At 29.8% G+C, this 16,025-nt stretch carries 17 protein-coding genes; 16 read left to right on the top strand and 1 reads right to left on the bottom strand.

What is annotated here, in order from left to right; translation table 11 throughout:
* The 16 genes from I4U58_RS07515 to I4U58_RS07590 form a co-directional block, all read left to right on the top strand.
* Positions 1-254 (top strand): phosphopantetheine-binding protein (locus I4U58_RS07515; RefSeq protein WP_195930669.1); only part of this gene is annotated, 254 nt, incomplete at its 5' end.
* Between the two features lie 97 nt (positions 255-351).
* On the top strand, positions 352-1,278 hold the full coding sequence (fabK, locus tag I4U58_RS07520; protein ID WP_195930671.1) for an enoyl-[acyl-carrier-protein] reductase FabK: 927 nt from the start codon (positions 352-354) through the stop codon (positions 1,276-1,278).
* Positions 1,279-1,343: 65 nt separating this feature from the next.
* Positions 1,344-2,279, top strand: coding sequence for an ACP S-malonyltransferase (gene fabD / locus I4U58_RS07525; RefSeq protein ID WP_195930673.1), 936 nt, complete (start codon positions 1,344-1,346; stop codon positions 2,277-2,279).
* A 58-nt stretch (positions 2,280-2,337) separates the two neighbouring features.
* Positions 2,338-3,078 carry a 3-oxoacyl-[acyl-carrier-protein] reductase gene (gene fabG / locus I4U58_RS07530; RefSeq protein ID WP_022071618.1) on the top strand — a complete coding sequence of 247 codons (741 nt, stop codon included), beginning with the start codon at positions 2,338-2,340 and terminating at the stop codon, positions 3,076-3,078.
* A gap of 21 nt (positions 3,079-3,099) precedes the next feature.
* The gene (gene fabF, locus I4U58_RS07535) at positions 3,100-4,335 is read left to right on the top strand and encodes a beta-ketoacyl-ACP synthase II (RefSeq protein ID WP_195930674.1); all 1,236 of its coding nucleotides are present in this window, start codon (positions 3,100-3,102) and stop codon (positions 4,333-4,335) included.
* A 12-nt stretch (positions 4,336-4,347) separates the two neighbouring features.
* The gene (accB, locus tag I4U58_RS07540; protein WP_195930675.1) at positions 4,348-4,842 is read left to right on the top strand and encodes an acetyl-CoA carboxylase biotin carboxyl carrier protein; all 495 of its coding nucleotides are present in this window, start codon (positions 4,348-4,350) and stop codon (positions 4,840-4,842) included.
* 9 nt (positions 4,843-4,851) lie between these two features.
* Positions 4,852-5,274, top strand: a complete 423-nt coding sequence (gene fabZ, locus I4U58_RS07545; protein WP_195930676.1) for a 3-hydroxyacyl-ACP dehydratase FabZ — start codon at positions 4,852-4,854, stop codon at positions 5,272-5,274.
* 8 nt (positions 5,275-5,282) lie between these two features.
* Positions 5,283-6,635 carry an acetyl-CoA carboxylase biotin carboxylase subunit gene (locus I4U58_RS07550; protein ID WP_195930677.1) on the top strand — a complete coding sequence of 451 codons (1,353 nt, stop codon included), beginning with the start codon at positions 5,283-5,285 and terminating at the stop codon, positions 6,633-6,635.
* Positions 6,628-7,485, top strand: coding sequence for an acetyl-CoA carboxylase, carboxyltransferase subunit beta (accD, locus tag I4U58_RS07555; RefSeq protein ID WP_195930678.1), 858 nt, complete (start codon positions 6,628-6,630; stop codon positions 7,483-7,485). Before I4U58_RS07550 ends, accD begins: the two co-directional genes overlap by 8 nt.
* 28 nt (positions 7,486-7,513) lie before the next feature.
* Complete coding sequence (locus I4U58_RS07560; RefSeq protein WP_195930679.1) at positions 7,514-8,329, top strand: acetyl-CoA carboxylase carboxyltransferase subunit alpha; 816 nt, start codon at positions 7,514-7,516, stop codon at positions 8,327-8,329.
* Positions 8,330-8,401: 72 nt separating this feature from the next.
* On the top strand, positions 8,402-8,854 hold the full coding sequence (locus tag I4U58_RS07565) for a MarR family transcriptional regulator (protein WP_007286046.1): 453 nt from the start codon (positions 8,402-8,404) through the stop codon (positions 8,852-8,854).
* A gap of 132 nt (positions 8,855-8,986) precedes the next feature.
* Positions 8,987-9,676, top strand: coding sequence for a peptidoglycan recognition family protein (locus tag I4U58_RS07570; RefSeq protein ID WP_195930680.1), 690 nt, complete (start codon positions 8,987-8,989; stop codon positions 9,674-9,676).
* Between the two features lie 49 nt (positions 9,677-9,725).
* The gene (locus I4U58_RS07575) at positions 9,726-10,595 is read left to right on the top strand and encodes a helix-turn-helix domain-containing protein (RefSeq protein ID WP_195930681.1); all 870 of its coding nucleotides are present in this window, start codon (positions 9,726-9,728) and stop codon (positions 10,593-10,595) included.
* Between the two features lie 61 nt (positions 10,596-10,656).
* Positions 10,657-11,544 carry a RelA/SpoT domain-containing protein gene (locus I4U58_RS07580; protein ID WP_195930683.1) on the top strand — a complete coding sequence of 296 codons (888 nt, stop codon included), beginning with the start codon at positions 10,657-10,659 and terminating at the stop codon, positions 11,542-11,544.
* A complete protein-coding gene (locus I4U58_RS07585) occupies positions 11,545-12,336 on the top strand; it encodes a Cof-type HAD-IIB family hydrolase (RefSeq protein ID WP_195930686.1) in 792 nt (263 codons plus the stop codon).
* 176 nt (positions 12,337-12,512) lie between these two features.
* Positions 12,513-15,059 carry a PEP/pyruvate-binding domain-containing protein gene (locus I4U58_RS07590; protein WP_295576130.1) on the top strand — a complete coding sequence of 849 codons (2,547 nt, stop codon included), beginning with the start codon at positions 12,513-12,515 and terminating at the stop codon, positions 15,057-15,059.
* Positions 15,060-15,288: 229 nt separating this feature from the next.
* On the opposite strand, the gene I4U58_RS14315 is transcribed toward I4U58_RS07590, so the two are convergent.
* On the bottom strand, positions 15,289-15,888 hold the full coding sequence (locus I4U58_RS14315; protein ID WP_347708170.1) for a Crp/Fnr family transcriptional regulator: 600 nt from the start codon (positions 15,886-15,888) through the stop codon (positions 15,289-15,291).
* Between the last annotated feature and the right edge of the window lie 137 nt (positions 15,889-16,025).

The following is a 16,025-nucleotide window of genomic DNA, read 5'->3' on the forward strand; positions in this document are numbered from 1 at the left end:
GTGTTACTGAAGTAGAAAAAAGAGCTGTTGAAGATGCAACAAGAAAAGCAGGGGCTAGAGAAGTTTATATTATAGAAAAGGAAGATATAAAATTGGAAAGTACTTTTGAATCTTTAGAAATAGATTCACTAGATGTTTTTGAATTAGTTACTGAGATAGAAGAAGAATTCGATATTGAAATAGAAGATGCTGAAAATCTAAAATCAGTTCAAGATTTAGTTGCATACATAGAAGGAAAAGTTGCAGTTAAGTAGTATTATTGCAAAGTGAAAATTTAATAAATCCAAATAAATCTAACTAGCTATTTAGTTAGATTTATTAAAATATATTAAGAGAGGATTTAACGAGGTTATGAATTGTAATGTGATAACAGAATTATTGAATATAAAATATCCAATAATACAAGGAGGTATGGCATGGATTGCAGATGCATCTCTTGCTGTTGGAGTTAGTGAGGCAGGTGGCCTTGGGATAATAAGTGGTGTTGGACCAACAGAAGTTGTAAGAGCACAAATTAGAAAAGCAAAGGAGCTAACAGATAAACCATTTGGTGTAAATATAATGCTTATGCAAGATAATGCAGATGAGATAGCACGCTTAGTATGTGATGAAAAAGTTCTTGTAGTTACAACGGGTGCAGGAAGTCCAGGTAAATATATAGAAATGTGGAAAGGTCACGGAATTAAGGTTATTCCAGTAGTTCCATCAGTAGCAATTGCAAAAAGAATGGAGAAGTTCGGTGCAGATGCCGTGATAGCTGAGGGAATGGAGTCTGGCGGACATATAGGCCAAACGACTACAATGAGTTTAGTTCCACAAGTTGTAGATGCAGTGAATATTCCAGTTATAGCAGCTGGGGGAATTGGAGACGGAAGAGGAATCGCGGCATCATTTATGTTGGGAGCTGTCGGTGTCCAAATGGGAACTCGCTTTTTAGTTTCAAATGAATGTAATGTACATAAAAACTATAAAGAAAAAGTATTAAAAGCTAAAGATATAGAAACAGAAGTTACAGGGACTTCAACTTCTCATCCAGTAAGAGTTCTTAGAAATAAACTAACTAGAGAGTATATAAAAATAGAAAAAAGTAATTCGAATTCTGAAAAACTAGAATCTTTAACTAGAGGTGCTTTAAGAAAAGCAGTTATAGAAGGTGACACAGAAAATGGAAGTGTTATGGCAGGTCAAATAGCGGGACTTGTGAAAAAGGAGCAAAGTTGCAAGGAAATAATAGAAGAGCTAATGACTGAGTTTGATAAATGTATAAATTATAAATAGACAAATAATATAAGTTTTAAATTCAATGCATAAATAAATTACACAAGTTTTATATGGAGGAGATTATGAATGAGAATATAGCATTTCTTTTTCCAGGGCAAGGTTCACAATATGTAGGCATGGGAAAAAGTTTATATGACAATATATATGAATGTAAAGAAATATTCGATATGGGTGATGAGATTTTAAATATGCCTATGAAAGAGATGATTTTTAATGGTAATGAAGATGATTTAAAAAGAACTAAATATTCACAACCAGCAATCCTACTTACATCGCTTGCATGTGCTAAGGCTGTAGAGCTTAGAGGAATTTCTGCTAAGTATACCTTGGGACTTTCATTAGGTGAATATGGTGCACTTGTTGATTCTGGTGTGATAAGTTTTGAAGATGGAATTAAACTAATCAAAAAGAGAGCTGAGATAATGGATAGTGCTATAAGCCCAGAAGAAGGAAGTATGGTGGCAGTTTTAAAATTAAGTCCAGAAAAGATTGAAGAATTGATAAAAAGATCAAGTGAATTTGGATTAGTCGAAGGTGCAAATTATAATTGTCCTGGTCAAACAGTAATTTCAGGAGAAGTAAAAGCTTTAGAGGCGAGTGTTAAAATAGCAAAAGAACTTGGTGGAAGGGCACTTCCATTAAAGGTAAGTGGTCCGTTTCACTGTTCGATGTACAAAGATGCAAGTTATAAATTTTATGAAGAAGTAAAAAAAGCAGATATAAATGATTTTAAAAAGGTTGTATATTCAAATGTAAAAGGTGCCCCCTATAAAAAAGACGATGATATAAAAGAGCTACTTAGACAACAAATAATGTCACCAGTTTTATTCGAAAAGAGCATAAGAGATTTAATAAACAAGGGTGTGGACACTTTTATAGAAGTTGGCCCAGGAAAAGCATTAAGTGGATTTGTAAAAAAAATAGATAAATCAGTAAAAATATATAATGTGTGTGATATTGATTCATTAGAAAGCACAATATCAAATTTGGAATTATAAAGAAATTATATATTAAAGTGGCTTTATAAAACTTATAAAAGCTAAAATGGAGGATTTTATGTTAAAGGGAAAATGTGCTGTAATAACAGGTGCATCAAGAGGCATAGGAAAATGTATAGCTACAAAATTTGCAAAAGAAGGGGCAAATGTAGTTATTAATTATAGAAATAATGAGGAAGAAGCATTAAAAGTTAAAAAAGAATTAGAAGATTTAGGTTCTCAAGTATTAGTAGTAAAAGCAGATGTAAGCGAATTAGAACAAGCAGAAAATCTTATAAAAGAAGCAAAAAAAGAATTTGGAAGAGTTGATATATTAGTAAACAATGCTGGAATAACAAAAGACAATCTTATTATAAGAATGAAAGAAGAAGATTTTGATAGAGTAATAAAAACAAATTTAAAAGGGGCTTTCAACTGTTTAAAAGCAGTGACTCCGATAATGTTAAAGCAAAAATACGGAAAAATAGTAAATATGGCATCTGTAGTAGGTGTGGTTGGAAATCCAGGACAAGTTAATTATTGTGCATCAAAGGCTGGATTAATCGGGATGACAAAATCACTTGCAAAAGAAATAGGAAGCAGAAATATCACAGTTAATGCAATAGCCCCAGGATTTATAGATACAGATATGACCAAGATTTTGAGTGATGATCAAAAGAAAAAAATATTATCACAAATACCATTAAATAAATTTGGAAATGTTGAAGATATAGCAAATGTGGCATTATTTTTAGGCAGTGAAAATTCAAATTATATAACAGGCCAAGTAATTCACGTAGATGGTGGAATGGCTATGTAATTCGAAAAACGGGAGGATTAAATGAAAAATAGAGTAGTTATAACAGGAATGGGGGCTGTAACTCCAATTGGAAATACAGAGACTGAGTTTTGGGAAAATGCCAAATCTGGAAAATTAGGAATAGATACAATAAAATCAATCGATACAGAAGGATTAGATGTGAAATTTGCGGGAGAAGTAAAGAACTTAGACATAGAAAAATTTTTAGATAAAAAAGAATGTAGAAGATTAGATAAATTTACTCAATACGCACTGATTGCAAGTATGGAGGCAGTTGAAAATGCAAAATTAGATTTAAATCAAATAGATAAAGACAGATTTGCAGTTATAGTAGGTTCAGGTATTGGTGGATTTAATACTAATGAAAAAGAATTCAAAACGTTACATACTAAGGGGATAAAACGAATATCACCAATGTATATACCAATGACTATAATAAATGCAGCAGCAGCAAACATCGCAATTAAATTTGGGGCTAGAGGAATGTGTACATCAGTAGTAACAGCTTGTGCAACGGGAACTAATAGTATAGGAGATGCATACAGACATATAAAAGATGGTTATGCTGATATAGCAATAACTGGTGGTTGTGAATCATCAATTACACCAATTGCAATTGCTGGTTTTACAAATATGAGGGCATTATCAACTAGCAAAAATAAAACTAAAGCATCAATTCCATTTGATAAAGATAGAGGAGGCTTTGTAATGGGAGAAGGTGCTGGAATATTAGTAATCGAAAGTTTAGAACATGCTAAAAAAAGAGGAGCAAATATACTTGCAGAAATCGTTGGATATGGTTCAACATGTGATGCATATCATATAACTTCTCCATCACCAAAAGGAGTAGCTGCAGCAAATGCGATGAAAAATGCAGTCAAAGAAGCAAATGTAAAAATGAACGATGTTTCATACATAAATGCACATGGGACATCTACTTACTACAATGACTTATATGAAACTAGAGCTATAAAAAATGCTTTCGGAGAAGATGCGAAAAATATACCAATATCATCGACAAAATCAATGATAGGTCATTTATTAGGTGCAGCGGGAGCAGTTGAATCAATAATATGTGTAAGAGCATTAAATGAAGGTTTTATACCTCCAACAATAGGTTATACAGAAAGTGAAGAAGAATTAGATTTGGATTATGTTCCAAACAAAGGAAGATATAAAGATTTAAAATATGCTCTTAACAATTCACTTGGATTTGGAGGACATAATGCATGTCTATTATTTAAAAAGTGGGATTAATCGGAGGACGTTATGAATTTTAATGAAGTAAAAGAATTAATTTCTATTTTAGACGATTCAAAATTAGCTTATTTTGAATTGGAGAATGAAGAGGGATATATAAAAATAGACAAGAGTATGTATAGAGATTATGTATCTAATAAAATACAAAATGAAGTTTCAGCAATAGAAAATAAGGAAGAAAAACAACATAACAATGCAATTTCTTCAAAAATAAATATTAAAGAAAATGAAAATATGACGAACAAGTCACAATTAGAAGAAAATATAGATTTTATAAAATCGCCAATAGTTGGTACATTTTATTCAAAATCATCACCTGATGCAGAGTCTTTTGTTCAAAAAGGGGACAAGGTAAGCAAAGGTGATATAGTTTGCATAGTCGAAGCAATGAAATTGATGAATGAAATAAATGCTGAATTTAATTGTGAGATAGTTGAGATTATGGCACAAGAGGGCAAGATGGTCCAATATGGACAAGAATTATTTAAGGTGAAAAAATTATAGGAGAAAATTATGTTAGGAACAAAAGAAATAAAAGAAATTTTACCACATAGATATCCATTTTTAATGATAGACAGAGTAGAAGAAGTTGAAGAAGGAAAAAGAGCAAAAGGGTTTAAAAATATATCTATAAATGAAGAATTTTTCAACGGACATTTTCCAGATTATCCAGTAATGCCAGGAGTTTTGATATTAGAAGCTTTAGCACAAATGGGTGCTATTTGTATTCTTTCAAAAGAAGAATTCAAAGGGAAAATAGGTTTTTTAGTTGGAGCAGACAAAGTAAGATGGAAGCAACAAGTAATGCCTGGGGATAGATTAGATTTAGAAATTGAGATAACAAAATTAAGAGGATCTATAGGAGTTGGAACTGGGTATGCAAGTGTAGATGGAAAGGTAGTTTGCCAAGGTGAAATAATGTTTGCAATTGGGTAGGTGATAAGATGCTAAAGAAAATTTTAATAGCAAATAGAGGAGAAATAGCAGTTAGAATAATACGTGCATGTAGAGAACTTGGTATATCTACAGTTGCGATTTATTCAGAAGCTGATAAATATGCACTTCATACACAGATGGCAGATGAAGCAGTTTGTGTAGGGGGAGCGCAAAGTAAAGATAGTTATTTGAATATGACTAATATACTAAGTGCATGTGTGCTTACTGGGTGTGAAGGGATTCATCCAGGGTTTGGTTTTTTATCTGAAAATCCTAAATTTGCAAAGATGTGTGAAGAGTGCAATATAAAATATATAGGACCAGATTATAAGATTATAGAACTTATGGGAAATAAGGCTAAAGCAAGAGAAGTTATGAAAAAAGCAAATGTACCTGTAGTTCCCGGATATGAAGGTGAAATAACTTCAGTTTCACAAGCACTTGAAATAGCAAAGGAAATTGGTTTTCCAGTAATGATAAAGGCAGCTGCTGGCGGTGGTGGAAAAGGAATTAGAATAGTAAATGAAGAAGATGAATTTGAACACAACTATAACGCTGCAAAGTTAGAATCAAAAGCATGTTTTTCAGATGATAGAATTTATATAGAAAAATTTATACAAAAACCAAGACATATAGAATTTCAAATTTTAGCTGATGAATATGGAAATACAATTCATCTAGGCGAAAGAGAATGTTCACTTCAAAGAAATAATCAAAAAGTGCTAGAAGAAGCACCATCTACTTTTTTAAATCCAAAACTTAGAGAAAAAATGGGAGAGGTTGCAAAATGTGCAGCAAAGGCTGTAAATTATAAAAATGCAGGGACAATAGAATTTCTTGTGGATAAAGATTGCAGTTTTTACTTTATGGAAATGAATACTAGAATTCAGGTTGAACATCCTATAACTGAAATGGTTACAGGGGTAGATATAGTTAAGGAACAATTAAAAATAGCATCGGGAAAGAAATTAGATTTGATTCAAGATGATATTTGTATAAGCGGAAATGCAATTGAATGCAGAATAAATGCCGAAGACACAGATGATAATTTTAGACCATCTCCAGGACTTATAAAAGAATTATATATACCATCAGGTCCAGGGGTTAGAGTTGATAGTGCAATTTATTCTGGATATGAAATACCTCCATACTACGACTCAATGATAGGAAAGATGATAACATATGGCGCTACTAGAGATGAAGCAATAATAAAGATGAAAAGAGTACTAGGAGAATTTGCAATAGGAGGAGTAAAGACAAATATAGATTTTCAATACAGTATATTAAATAATAGAGATTTTGTAAAAGGAAATTATGATACATCATTTATAGCAGAAAAGTTGGTGAGAAATAATGCTTAAAAATTTATTTAGAAAACAAGAATATATAACAGTTAGTAGCAAACCACTAAAAGATAAAGAATTTATACCTAATATACCAAATGGAAAATGGATAAATTGTAAAAAATGTAAGAGTATAATTTATTTAGAAGATCTAAAAAATGATGATTATGTATGCCCTAATTGTAATTACCACTTCAATATATCTGCAAAAGAAAGGATAAATCAAATATTCGATAAAGATAGCTTTATTGAGATGTTTCAAGAAATAAAAGTTAAAAATCCACTAGAATTCTCAGGATATGAAGAAAAGTTAAAAAAAGCTGAACAAAAATCTGATTTAGAAGAAGGTGTACTTTGTGGGGTTGGAAATATAAATTCAAAAAAAGTAGCAACTGCAATAATGGATAGTAATTTTATGATGGGAAGTATGGGAAGTGCTGTCGGTGAAAGAATTACAAGAATTATAGAATATGCAACACAAAATAAACTTCCGCTTATTATATTTACTGCTTCTGGAGGAGCTAGAATGCAAGAAGGAATAATTTCACTTATGCAGATGGCAAAAACATCTGCAGCAATAGCAAAACATGATGAAGCAGGACTTTTGTATATAAGTGTAATAACAAATCCAACAACAGGAGGAGTAACCGCTAGTTTTGCAATGCTTGGAGATATAATAATCTCTGAACCAGGAGCAATTTTAGGATTCGCAGGGCGTAGGGTAATTGAAAATACAATAAATCAGAAATTACCAGAAGACTTCCAAAGTGCAGAATTTATGTTAGAAAAGGGATTTGTAGATGATATTGTAGATAGAAAAAATTTAAAAAATTATTTATCAAGAGTACTTAAATTACATGGAATATAAAGAGAAGAATATCTAAAGGTGGTGGTAGATGTTGAAGGATAAAAAGAATGAAGTATGGAATATTGTAGAGATAGCGAGAAATAAAGAAAGACCAAACGTACGATTTTATATAGAAAATATTTTCGATGATTTTATTGAATTCCATGGTGATAGAAATTTTAGAGACGACAAAGCAGTAATAGGTGGAATTGCATCAATAGATAAAATAAGTGTAACAGTAATAGGAGTTAATAAAGGTAAAAATCTAAAAGAAAATGTAGATACAAATTTCGGAATGGTTCATCCAGAAGGATATAGAAAAGCATTAAGACTTATGAAACAAGCTGAAAAATTTAATAGACCTATAATATGTTTTGTCGATACACCAGGTGCATATTGTGGAGTTGGGGCAGAAGAAAGAGGCCAAGGTCAGGCAATTGCACAGAATTTAATGGAAATGAGTAGACTAAAAACACCAATAATATCAATAATAACAGGAGAAGGCGGCAGTGGAGGGGCATTGGGACTTAGTGTATCTGATAAGGTGTATATGCTTAAAAATTCGATTTACTCTATTTTATCTCCAGAAGGATTTGCGACAATTTTATGGAAAGATTCATCAAGAACTAAAGAAGCAGCAGAAGTTATGAAAATAACAGCTTTAGACTTACTTAGTTTGGGAATAATAGATAATATAATAGATGAACCAATAGAAGGTGCACATACAAATCCTTCTTTAGTTTCAGACAACATAAAAAGACTCATAAATTCAGATTTAAATAATTTAATTGATATAAAAAAACAAGATTTATTACAAAAGAGATATGATAAATTTAGACAAATGGGTAACTTTTATGAAGTATAATATCAATTGAAATTATTTCTAAAATTTATTATAATACATTTAAGATTAAAATAAATATGGAGAGAAAATAAAATGGAAAAGAGAGCGGAACGATTAAATTCACTTTTGGTGCAATTATTTAATGATATTTTACATATAGAAGAAAAGGTTTTAAAAAGTTCTGAGATAAAAGATTTATCTATAACAGAGATACACACAATCGATGCAATAGGAACTCAAGGAAACAGAACTATGGGAGAAATTGCCCATGACTTAAGAATAACAGTTGGAACGCTAACTTCTGCAATTAATAGACTTATAAAAAAGGGCTATGCTGAAAGATCGAGAACGGAAGAAGATAGGAGAGTTGTGTTAGTAAGTCTAACTGAAAAGGGAAAGCATGCTTATAAAATACATGCAGATTTTCACAAAGAAATGGTACAAGCAACATTAAACTCTTATAACGATGAAGAACAAGAAGTTCTATGTGATGTAATAGAAAAAATAAATATATTTTTTGAGGATAAGTATGAAGGTCTCCAATAGGAGGCTTTTATTTTTTGAAATTAAGAAAAGTTAAGGAATTTAAAATGAAAAAAACATTTTTTCACGATATTATGTATATATGAGAAATAAAATGTAAATTGAGATACAATATAATATATGGGGGATTTTAGTATGAGCAAAAGACAATTAAAATCTATTGATATAGATTTTTTTAAGAAAAACAAGAATATAACTTTTTATCTTATAATGATAGTATTTTTAATTTGTCTATTAATAAGTAAATTAAATTTAAGTTATGGTTCTTCATCAAAATCATATGTAAGTGATAATGTACTTATAAATGGAACAAAAATAGGAAGAGCAGAAGTAATATCAGATAAATTGTTAGAAAAAGGATCTTGTATATCAGCACAGGTAATAAAACCTACAGATGTAGTAATACATCAAACTGCATGTATAGATGTTGATGCAGAACAGATGTATGAGTCATTAAAAAATGCAAATAGCGACCCATATGCGGGAACAAGTTATTCAAAATATAGAAAAGCATCGTGGACAATAACAGTAGGATACGATAAAATAATACAAAATGTTCCTTTAAATTGGCAGGCATATGCACAAGGAACAGAATACGGAAATTTAACTGGTATATCTATTGAAATCTGTATGTACAACAATATGTATAAACAGAGACAAGCTTATTTAAATGCTATAGAACTGTACAAGATTTTAAAAAATTATCAAGACGGATTAGGTTTAAAAAAGCATCAAGATTACAACGGCAAACAATGCCCAGAATGGTTACTTGAAGGACGATATGATATGACTTGGGATTGGTTTGAAGAAAAATGTAAGGAATAAACGTATAGTTTTATAATGCATTAGTTCTTATGAGAATGGAGGAATTTTTATGATTGATATAGTCAATTCATATGAGCAAAGAGCTAAGGAATTATACGAAAATTGTGATATATACTATAATAAAAATATATTTATAGCAAAGTCTAAATCTTTAGATGAATCTATAACAAAATCAAGAGTACATAGTCACAATGAATATGAATTTTTTATTCCAAATAGTCCAATACCTTTTTTAATAAATGAAGACAGTATATTTTTTGGAGAGATAGGATATATATATACAATCAAAAGTCAACAAAATCATGGAATAAAGTACGGACTTTCTAATGTAGAATATACAGATATTCTTGTAAAGAAAGATTATCTACAAAATATAATGGATGAATTAAATTGTGAGGATAATATATTTAGTCATCCTATATACTTATCGAGAGAATTAAAATTTTATTTGCATATATTTGCAGAAGAATTTAAAAAATATGATAAAAAAGATTCAACTAAACTAGATATGATAGCAAATCTTTTATGTAGAGAGATAATTACAGGAAAGACAAATAAAACAATAGATATTTTTAAGGAAAAGCAAAGCTACCAAAAAGGTATATATTTAGTTGCAGATTTTATAAATCATAATTATAATAAAGAAATAAAAATAGAAGAGATGGCACAGTTAGCAGGGTTATCTAAAAATTACTTTGGCTCTGCTTTTAAAAAGGCGCTCGGAGAAACGCCACATTCTTACTTAATAAAGATAAGAATATCAAAGGCCAAAGTACTACTAGAAACAACAGACTATTCTTTAAGAGATATAGCTAAAGAAATTGGATTTAAAAAAGCAAGCTCATTTACATCTCAATTTAAAGCATCAACAGGTATAATACCTTCTAAATATAGAGAAAAAAGCAAAAAACACTATTAAATTCTATTCACTTGACAGAAGTTTAAATAAGCAAAATTAGTTAGGGAGGTAAGTATGGCATATGGACAGAAATTATTTTTTAGATATGTACGGTTTGGATGCACAAGATTTAATAGATTTAAATATAAATTGGGTTGATTTATATAACATACTACAAGATTATAAAAAATCTATTGATATTTGTGATGCTAGATTAACTTATGTTGCAAATGTATTGAGGCAACATCCAAAGGTGCATTCTGTAAAAACGAGGGTTAAAGATCCAAAAAGGTTATTACAAAAATTAGTCAGAAAAACTCCTGACAGAAGAGAAAAATACGGTGATAATTTTAATTTTAGTATCCAAAACTATAAAGATGAAATTACCGATTTAATGGGAATACGTGTTATACATCTTTTTAAAGAAGACTGGGAAGAAATCCATAAATTTATAACAGAAAGATGGGAAGTAATAGAGATAGTAGCGAATATAAGAGAGGGTGACAATGTAGCCCCATTTGAAGAAAAATCTATTCCTGTAAGGTCTAGAATATCAGGATATAGGTCAGTTCACTATTTAATTAAATACGGTACAAAATACGATTCATCTATAATCGAAATACAAGTAAGAACTATTTTTGAAGAAGGATATGGAGAAATAGATCATCAACTCAGATATAGCCATGACTATGATATTCCCGACCTTTTAGCACAAAACTTAATGTTGCTCAACAGGATAGCCGGGAGTTCAGACGAGATGGCATCTCTTATAAATAAGTTGAATCAAAGTTTTAGTGAAATAGAAGCTAAATACAATAAAAAACTAAAGCATAAAAATGATATGCTCAGAGATTTGCGTAAAAAAATATATGAAAATGACTCTTTAAAACAAGAAGAAAGAGAAACAATAGTAAATGATATAGATAATGTAATTTTAGGGGACAGAGGAAAACACTTAAGGAGGAAATAAATGAGTAATAGAAAAATATTGTTCTTTGATATTGATGGAACATTAATTTCAGAGTCTAGTGGGGAGATACCAGAAAGTACAAAAACTGCTCTAAAGAGAGCTCAAGAAAATGGCCATATAACAATTATAAATACAGGGAGAACAAGAGCCTTAATTGAGCCAAGACTTCAAGATATGGGCTTTGATGGATATATTTGTGGATGTGGAACTTATATAGAAATCGGTGGAAAAGTTTTATATTATAAAACTATCGATAAAAATAAATACACTGATATTTTAAATATGTTAAAAGATAATGAAGCAGATGTCATTATTGAAGGAACAGAAAATATATATATGGATTTGGAAACAGAAAATCCAGAAAAACAAAATAAAATTAAATTATTTATGGATAGAGGATTTCCAATAAAATCTTTAAAAAGTGAAGATATGTCTTTTGATAAATTTTGCTTTACATTAGAAAATGAAGACAAGAGAGATAATATTGTAGAATACTTAGAAAATGAGGACTTCGACTATATAGATAGAGGAGCCAATTTCTTTGAAGTTGTTCCAAAAGGTCATTCAAAAGCAAGTGGAATGCAGTTTTTATTAGATTATTTTAATTTAGAAAAAGAAGATAGCTATGCTTTTGGAGATAGCTATAACGATACTGCTATGTTTGAATATTGTCCAAATGGAGTTTTGATGGCAAATGGAAAACAGGATTTATCAAAAATCGTGAGCTTTATAACAAAAGATGTAGATGAAGATGGAATAGAATATGCTCTACAACATTTTAATATAGTTTAGATAAATATACCGCAAATACAAGGTTTGGTTTTGCGGTATTTTTTAATTTAAATAAAAAATTAGATATAAAGGTTAGAAAATAAGATTAATATATAAATACTTATTTATATTAAGGATAAAAATATGTCATATGATACAATTTAAATTAAGAGGTTTTCTGCAAAGGAGGGGTTTTTGTGGATAATATTAGTACAGGGATAAAAGGTTTTGACGATATAATGGGAGGATTGTATCCTGGAGATAATGTTGTATGGCAAGTCGAGGATATAAATAACTATAAATATGTCGCAAATGCTTTTGCTAAAAAGGCAATAGATGATGGTAAAAAAGTAAACTATATAAAGTTTGGAAAGATGGAGCCGATAATAGACGATATAGAATCTATAAATTTATTTGAACTTGATTTAGATAAGGGGTTTGAAGAATTTACAATGTCGGTTAGAAATATAATAAAAACTCAAAGTGAAAATGCAGTATATGTATTTGACAGTCTTACATATATTCAAAGAGGATGGTATTCCGATTTGATGACAGTTAACTTTTTTAAAGTTACATGTCCATATTTATATAAAATAGGAGCAGTTGCATATTTTTCTATAAAAAGAAATTCATATACTTATGACACAATAGCTAAAATAAGAGAGACAGCACAAGTTTTAATGGATATATACAATGTAGAAGGAAATTTCTATATACATCCTTTAAAGGTAGAAGATAGATATACTCCAATTTTATTCTTTCCACATAAGGTGGAAGGAGACAAGGTTACAACAATAACATCAAGCGGTGAAGCATCAAAATTATTTTCTCATTTTGACTGGAGAAATAAAAGATTAGGTTATTGGAGAATAAACTTCAACAAAGCAAAAGCAGCTCTAACACAAGATAAATTAACTCAAGATAAAATGAAACAAAATTTAATAGATATATTAGTAGGAAAAGATGCAAAGATAAATAAAATGTGCAATCAATATTTTACTTTAGCCGATATGGTCCAAATTGCATCTAGAGAAATAGGTACGGGATTTATAGGTGGAAAGAGTATAGGGATGCTTATGGCAACTGCTATTATATCTAAATCAGAAGAAACAAAAGACGAATTTAAAGATATATTAGAGCCACATGATTCATTTTATATTGGAACAGATGTATTTTATTCTTATATAGTTGAAAATGGATTATGGGATTTGAGAATGAAACAAAAGACAGATGAAGGGTATTTTAAATACGCAAAAGAATTACAAGATGGAATGAAAAGTGGAAAGTTTTCAGAGATGATAAGAGAACAATTTATGCATTTATTAGAATATTACGGTCAATGTCCTATAATTGTAAGATCAAGTTCTCTATTAGAAGACAATTTTGGAAATGCATTTGCAGGAAAATACGATAGCGTATTTTGCATAAACCAAGGAAATCCAAGTGAGAGATTAAAAGCATTTGAAGATGCTATAAGAACTGTATATGCGAGCACTATGAATGATGATGCACTTAATTATAGAAAAAATCGAGGTTTAGATAAACGAGATGAACAGATGGCTATACTTGTTCAGAGGGTTTCTGGAGATTATTATGGAGAGTACTTCTTCCCTCATATAGCAGGTGTTGCAAATTCATCAAATTTATATGTTTGGAACAAGAAAATTGATATGGATGCAGGAATGCTAAGATTAGTATTCGGTCTTGGGACTAGAGCAGTAGATAGAGTAAACAACGACTATGTAAGAATAGTTGCTCTAGATGATCCTACAAGACTTCCTGCTATGACTATGAAAGACCCACGAAAATTTTCACAACATTATGTAGATGTCTTAAATTTAAATAAAAATAAATTAGAGACAATAAAGATAAATGATGCAGTAAAAAGCAATTTAAAAACACAAAGCAATTTATTTGGCTCAAAAGACAAAGAAACAGAAGAAAGACTTCAAAGAGTTGGCGTAGATACATCTAACATACCATTTATATTGAATTTTGAAAGATTATTGAGAAGTACAAAGTTTCCAGAAGCTATGAAAAAAATATTAAAAGTTGTATCTTCAAAATACAATTATCCAGTCGATATTGAATATACAGCCAACTTTGACAGACAAGGTAATTTTAAAATTAATATTGTTCAATGTAGACCGCTCCAAACAAGAGGACTTGGAAAGACTGTCGAATTGCCTAAATTAGAAGATAAAAATTCTTGTTTATTTTCATCAAAAGGAAACTTTATGGGTGGAAATGTGAGACTTGCAATAGATTATATAGTATTTATATCATCTGAAGAATATATAAAATTGCCAGAAGTAGAGAAATATAATATTGCTAGACAAGTCGGTATAATAAACAAAAAGCTAAAAGGAAAAAATGCAATGCTGATGGGCCCAGGTAGATGGGGAAGTAGTAATCCAGCACTTGGCGTTCCTGTTAAATTCACAGAATTATGTAATATGTCTGTTATGTGTGAAATAGCATACAGCAATAAAGATTTAATGCCAGAGTTGTCGTATGGAAGTCACTTTTTCCAAGACTTAGTTGAGACAGGTATATTTTATGTTGCGTTATTTGATAATAAGAGTGATGTAGTATTTAATGAAAGTAAACTTAAAAATAAAGAAAATATAGTAAAACAAATAGTACAAGATTCAAATATAAATCAAGATGTCATAAAAGTATATAACACGAAAGGTCTTCAAATCTATTCAGATATAAAAGAGCAAATCGTGACTTGTTCATAAATATTAAACACAAAGGACCCCCTAAGTTACACAAAACTTAGGGGGTGAAACTTTATTATAAGGATATGGTATTTTATTTAATACTAGTTTATGCACATAAACTAAATATAAGTTAAATTAATCAATAGTATGACTTATCTATAATTATATACTAATAAATAATATAAATATGTTGTTGTGCCAACGATGTATAAATTAAATATCAATATGGAGCAATTTATACTAATATTTATATATTCATAGAAAGTATTTCAAATTTATTTTTATTGTATTTTATAAGACCTTCTTTTTGCATATTGCTGAGTTCGTGAGAAAGAGCACTTCTATTTACACATAAAAATTTTGCAAGCTCTTCGCGATTATAAGGTATGGTAAATCTATCACTATTGTGTTTTTGCTTTTCTAATAATAAATATGCAATAATTTTTTGTCTTAGTTTATAATGAGATATTATCTTTATCTTATGATATTTTCTCATATTTTCATTAGCAATAAACTTAAGTACATCTTCTAATATTAAAAATCGATATTCCTCTGATATAAACCCCTTTTGAAAAATTACATCTTGATTAAATATAAATATTTCAGAATCAGTCAATGCATAGATTGAAAATGGGCTAATTTTTTCATATGTACAAGTAATTTCGAGTCCAAAAGAATAAGATGGTTCAAGTTTATTTACTAAACTTTCATCTCCAGTAGAGTAGAAATTAGATACTGCTAATTTTCCACTTAGAATTATCCCGATATAATCTATGTATTCGCCTTCATCTATCAGTAAAGCACCTTTCTCAAAAAACTTTACACTACCTCTTAGTAAAGGTATTATTTCTCTTAAAGTCTCTTCACTTAAATTGTGAAAAGGTCTTGACTGAGCTAAAGCCTTTAAATGAAATTTTCAAATCGACTATTAGTATTTTAGTAGATAGTGCTGTAATAGATGAAAATATAATAAGAGAAATTGTT

The sequence above is a fragment of the Clostridium sp. 1001270J_160509_D11 genome, assembly GCF_015667935.1.
Lineage (GTDB): Bacteria > Bacillota > Clostridia > Peptostreptococcales > Peptostreptococcaceae > Intestinibacter.

What these genes read in the sequence shown, in the direction of transcription:
- fabK (WP_195930671.1), top strand. Translation starts at nt 352, where the DNA reads ATGAATTGTAATGTGATAACAGAATTATTGAATATAAAATATCCAATA.
- fabD (WP_195930673.1), top strand. Translation starts at nt 1,344, where the DNA reads ATGAATGAGAATATAGCATTTCTTTTTCCAGGGCAAGGTTCACAATAT.
- fabG (WP_022071618.1), top strand. Translation starts at nt 2,338, where the DNA reads ATGTTAAAGGGAAAATGTGCTGTAATAACAGGTGCATCAAGAGGCATA.
- fabF (WP_195930674.1), top strand. Translation starts at nt 3,100, where the DNA reads ATGAAAAATAGAGTAGTTATAACAGGAATGGGGGCTGTAACTCCAATT.
- accB (WP_195930675.1), top strand. Translation starts at nt 4,348, where the DNA reads ATGAATTTTAATGAAGTAAAAGAATTAATTTCTATTTTAGACGATTCA.
- fabZ (WP_195930676.1), top strand. Translation starts at nt 4,852, where the DNA reads ATGTTAGGAACAAAAGAAATAAAAGAAATTTTACCACATAGATATCCA.
- I4U58_RS07550 (WP_195930677.1), top strand. Translation starts at nt 5,283, where the DNA reads ATGCTAAAGAAAATTTTAATAGCAAATAGAGGAGAAATAGCAGTTAGA.
- accD (WP_195930678.1), top strand. Translation starts at nt 6,628, where the DNA reads ATGCTTAAAAATTTATTTAGAAAACAAGAATATATAACAGTTAGTAGC.
- I4U58_RS07560 (WP_195930679.1), top strand. Translation starts at nt 7,514, where the DNA reads ATGTTGAAGGATAAAAAGAATGAAGTATGGAATATTGTAGAGATAGCG.
- I4U58_RS07565 (WP_007286046.1), top strand. Translation starts at nt 8,402, where the DNA reads ATGGAAAAGAGAGCGGAACGATTAAATTCACTTTTGGTGCAATTATTT.
- I4U58_RS07570 (WP_195930680.1), top strand. Translation starts at nt 8,987, where the DNA reads ATGAGCAAAAGACAATTAAAATCTATTGATATAGATTTTTTTAAGAAA.
- I4U58_RS07575 (WP_195930681.1), top strand. Translation starts at nt 9,726, where the DNA reads ATGATTGATATAGTCAATTCATATGAGCAAAGAGCTAAGGAATTATAC.
- I4U58_RS07580 (WP_195930683.1), top strand. Translation starts at nt 10,657, where the DNA reads ATGGACAGAAATTATTTTTTAGATATGTACGGTTTGGATGCACAAGAT.
- I4U58_RS07585 (WP_195930686.1), top strand. Translation starts at nt 11,545, where the DNA reads ATGAGTAATAGAAAAATATTGTTCTTTGATATTGATGGAACATTAATT.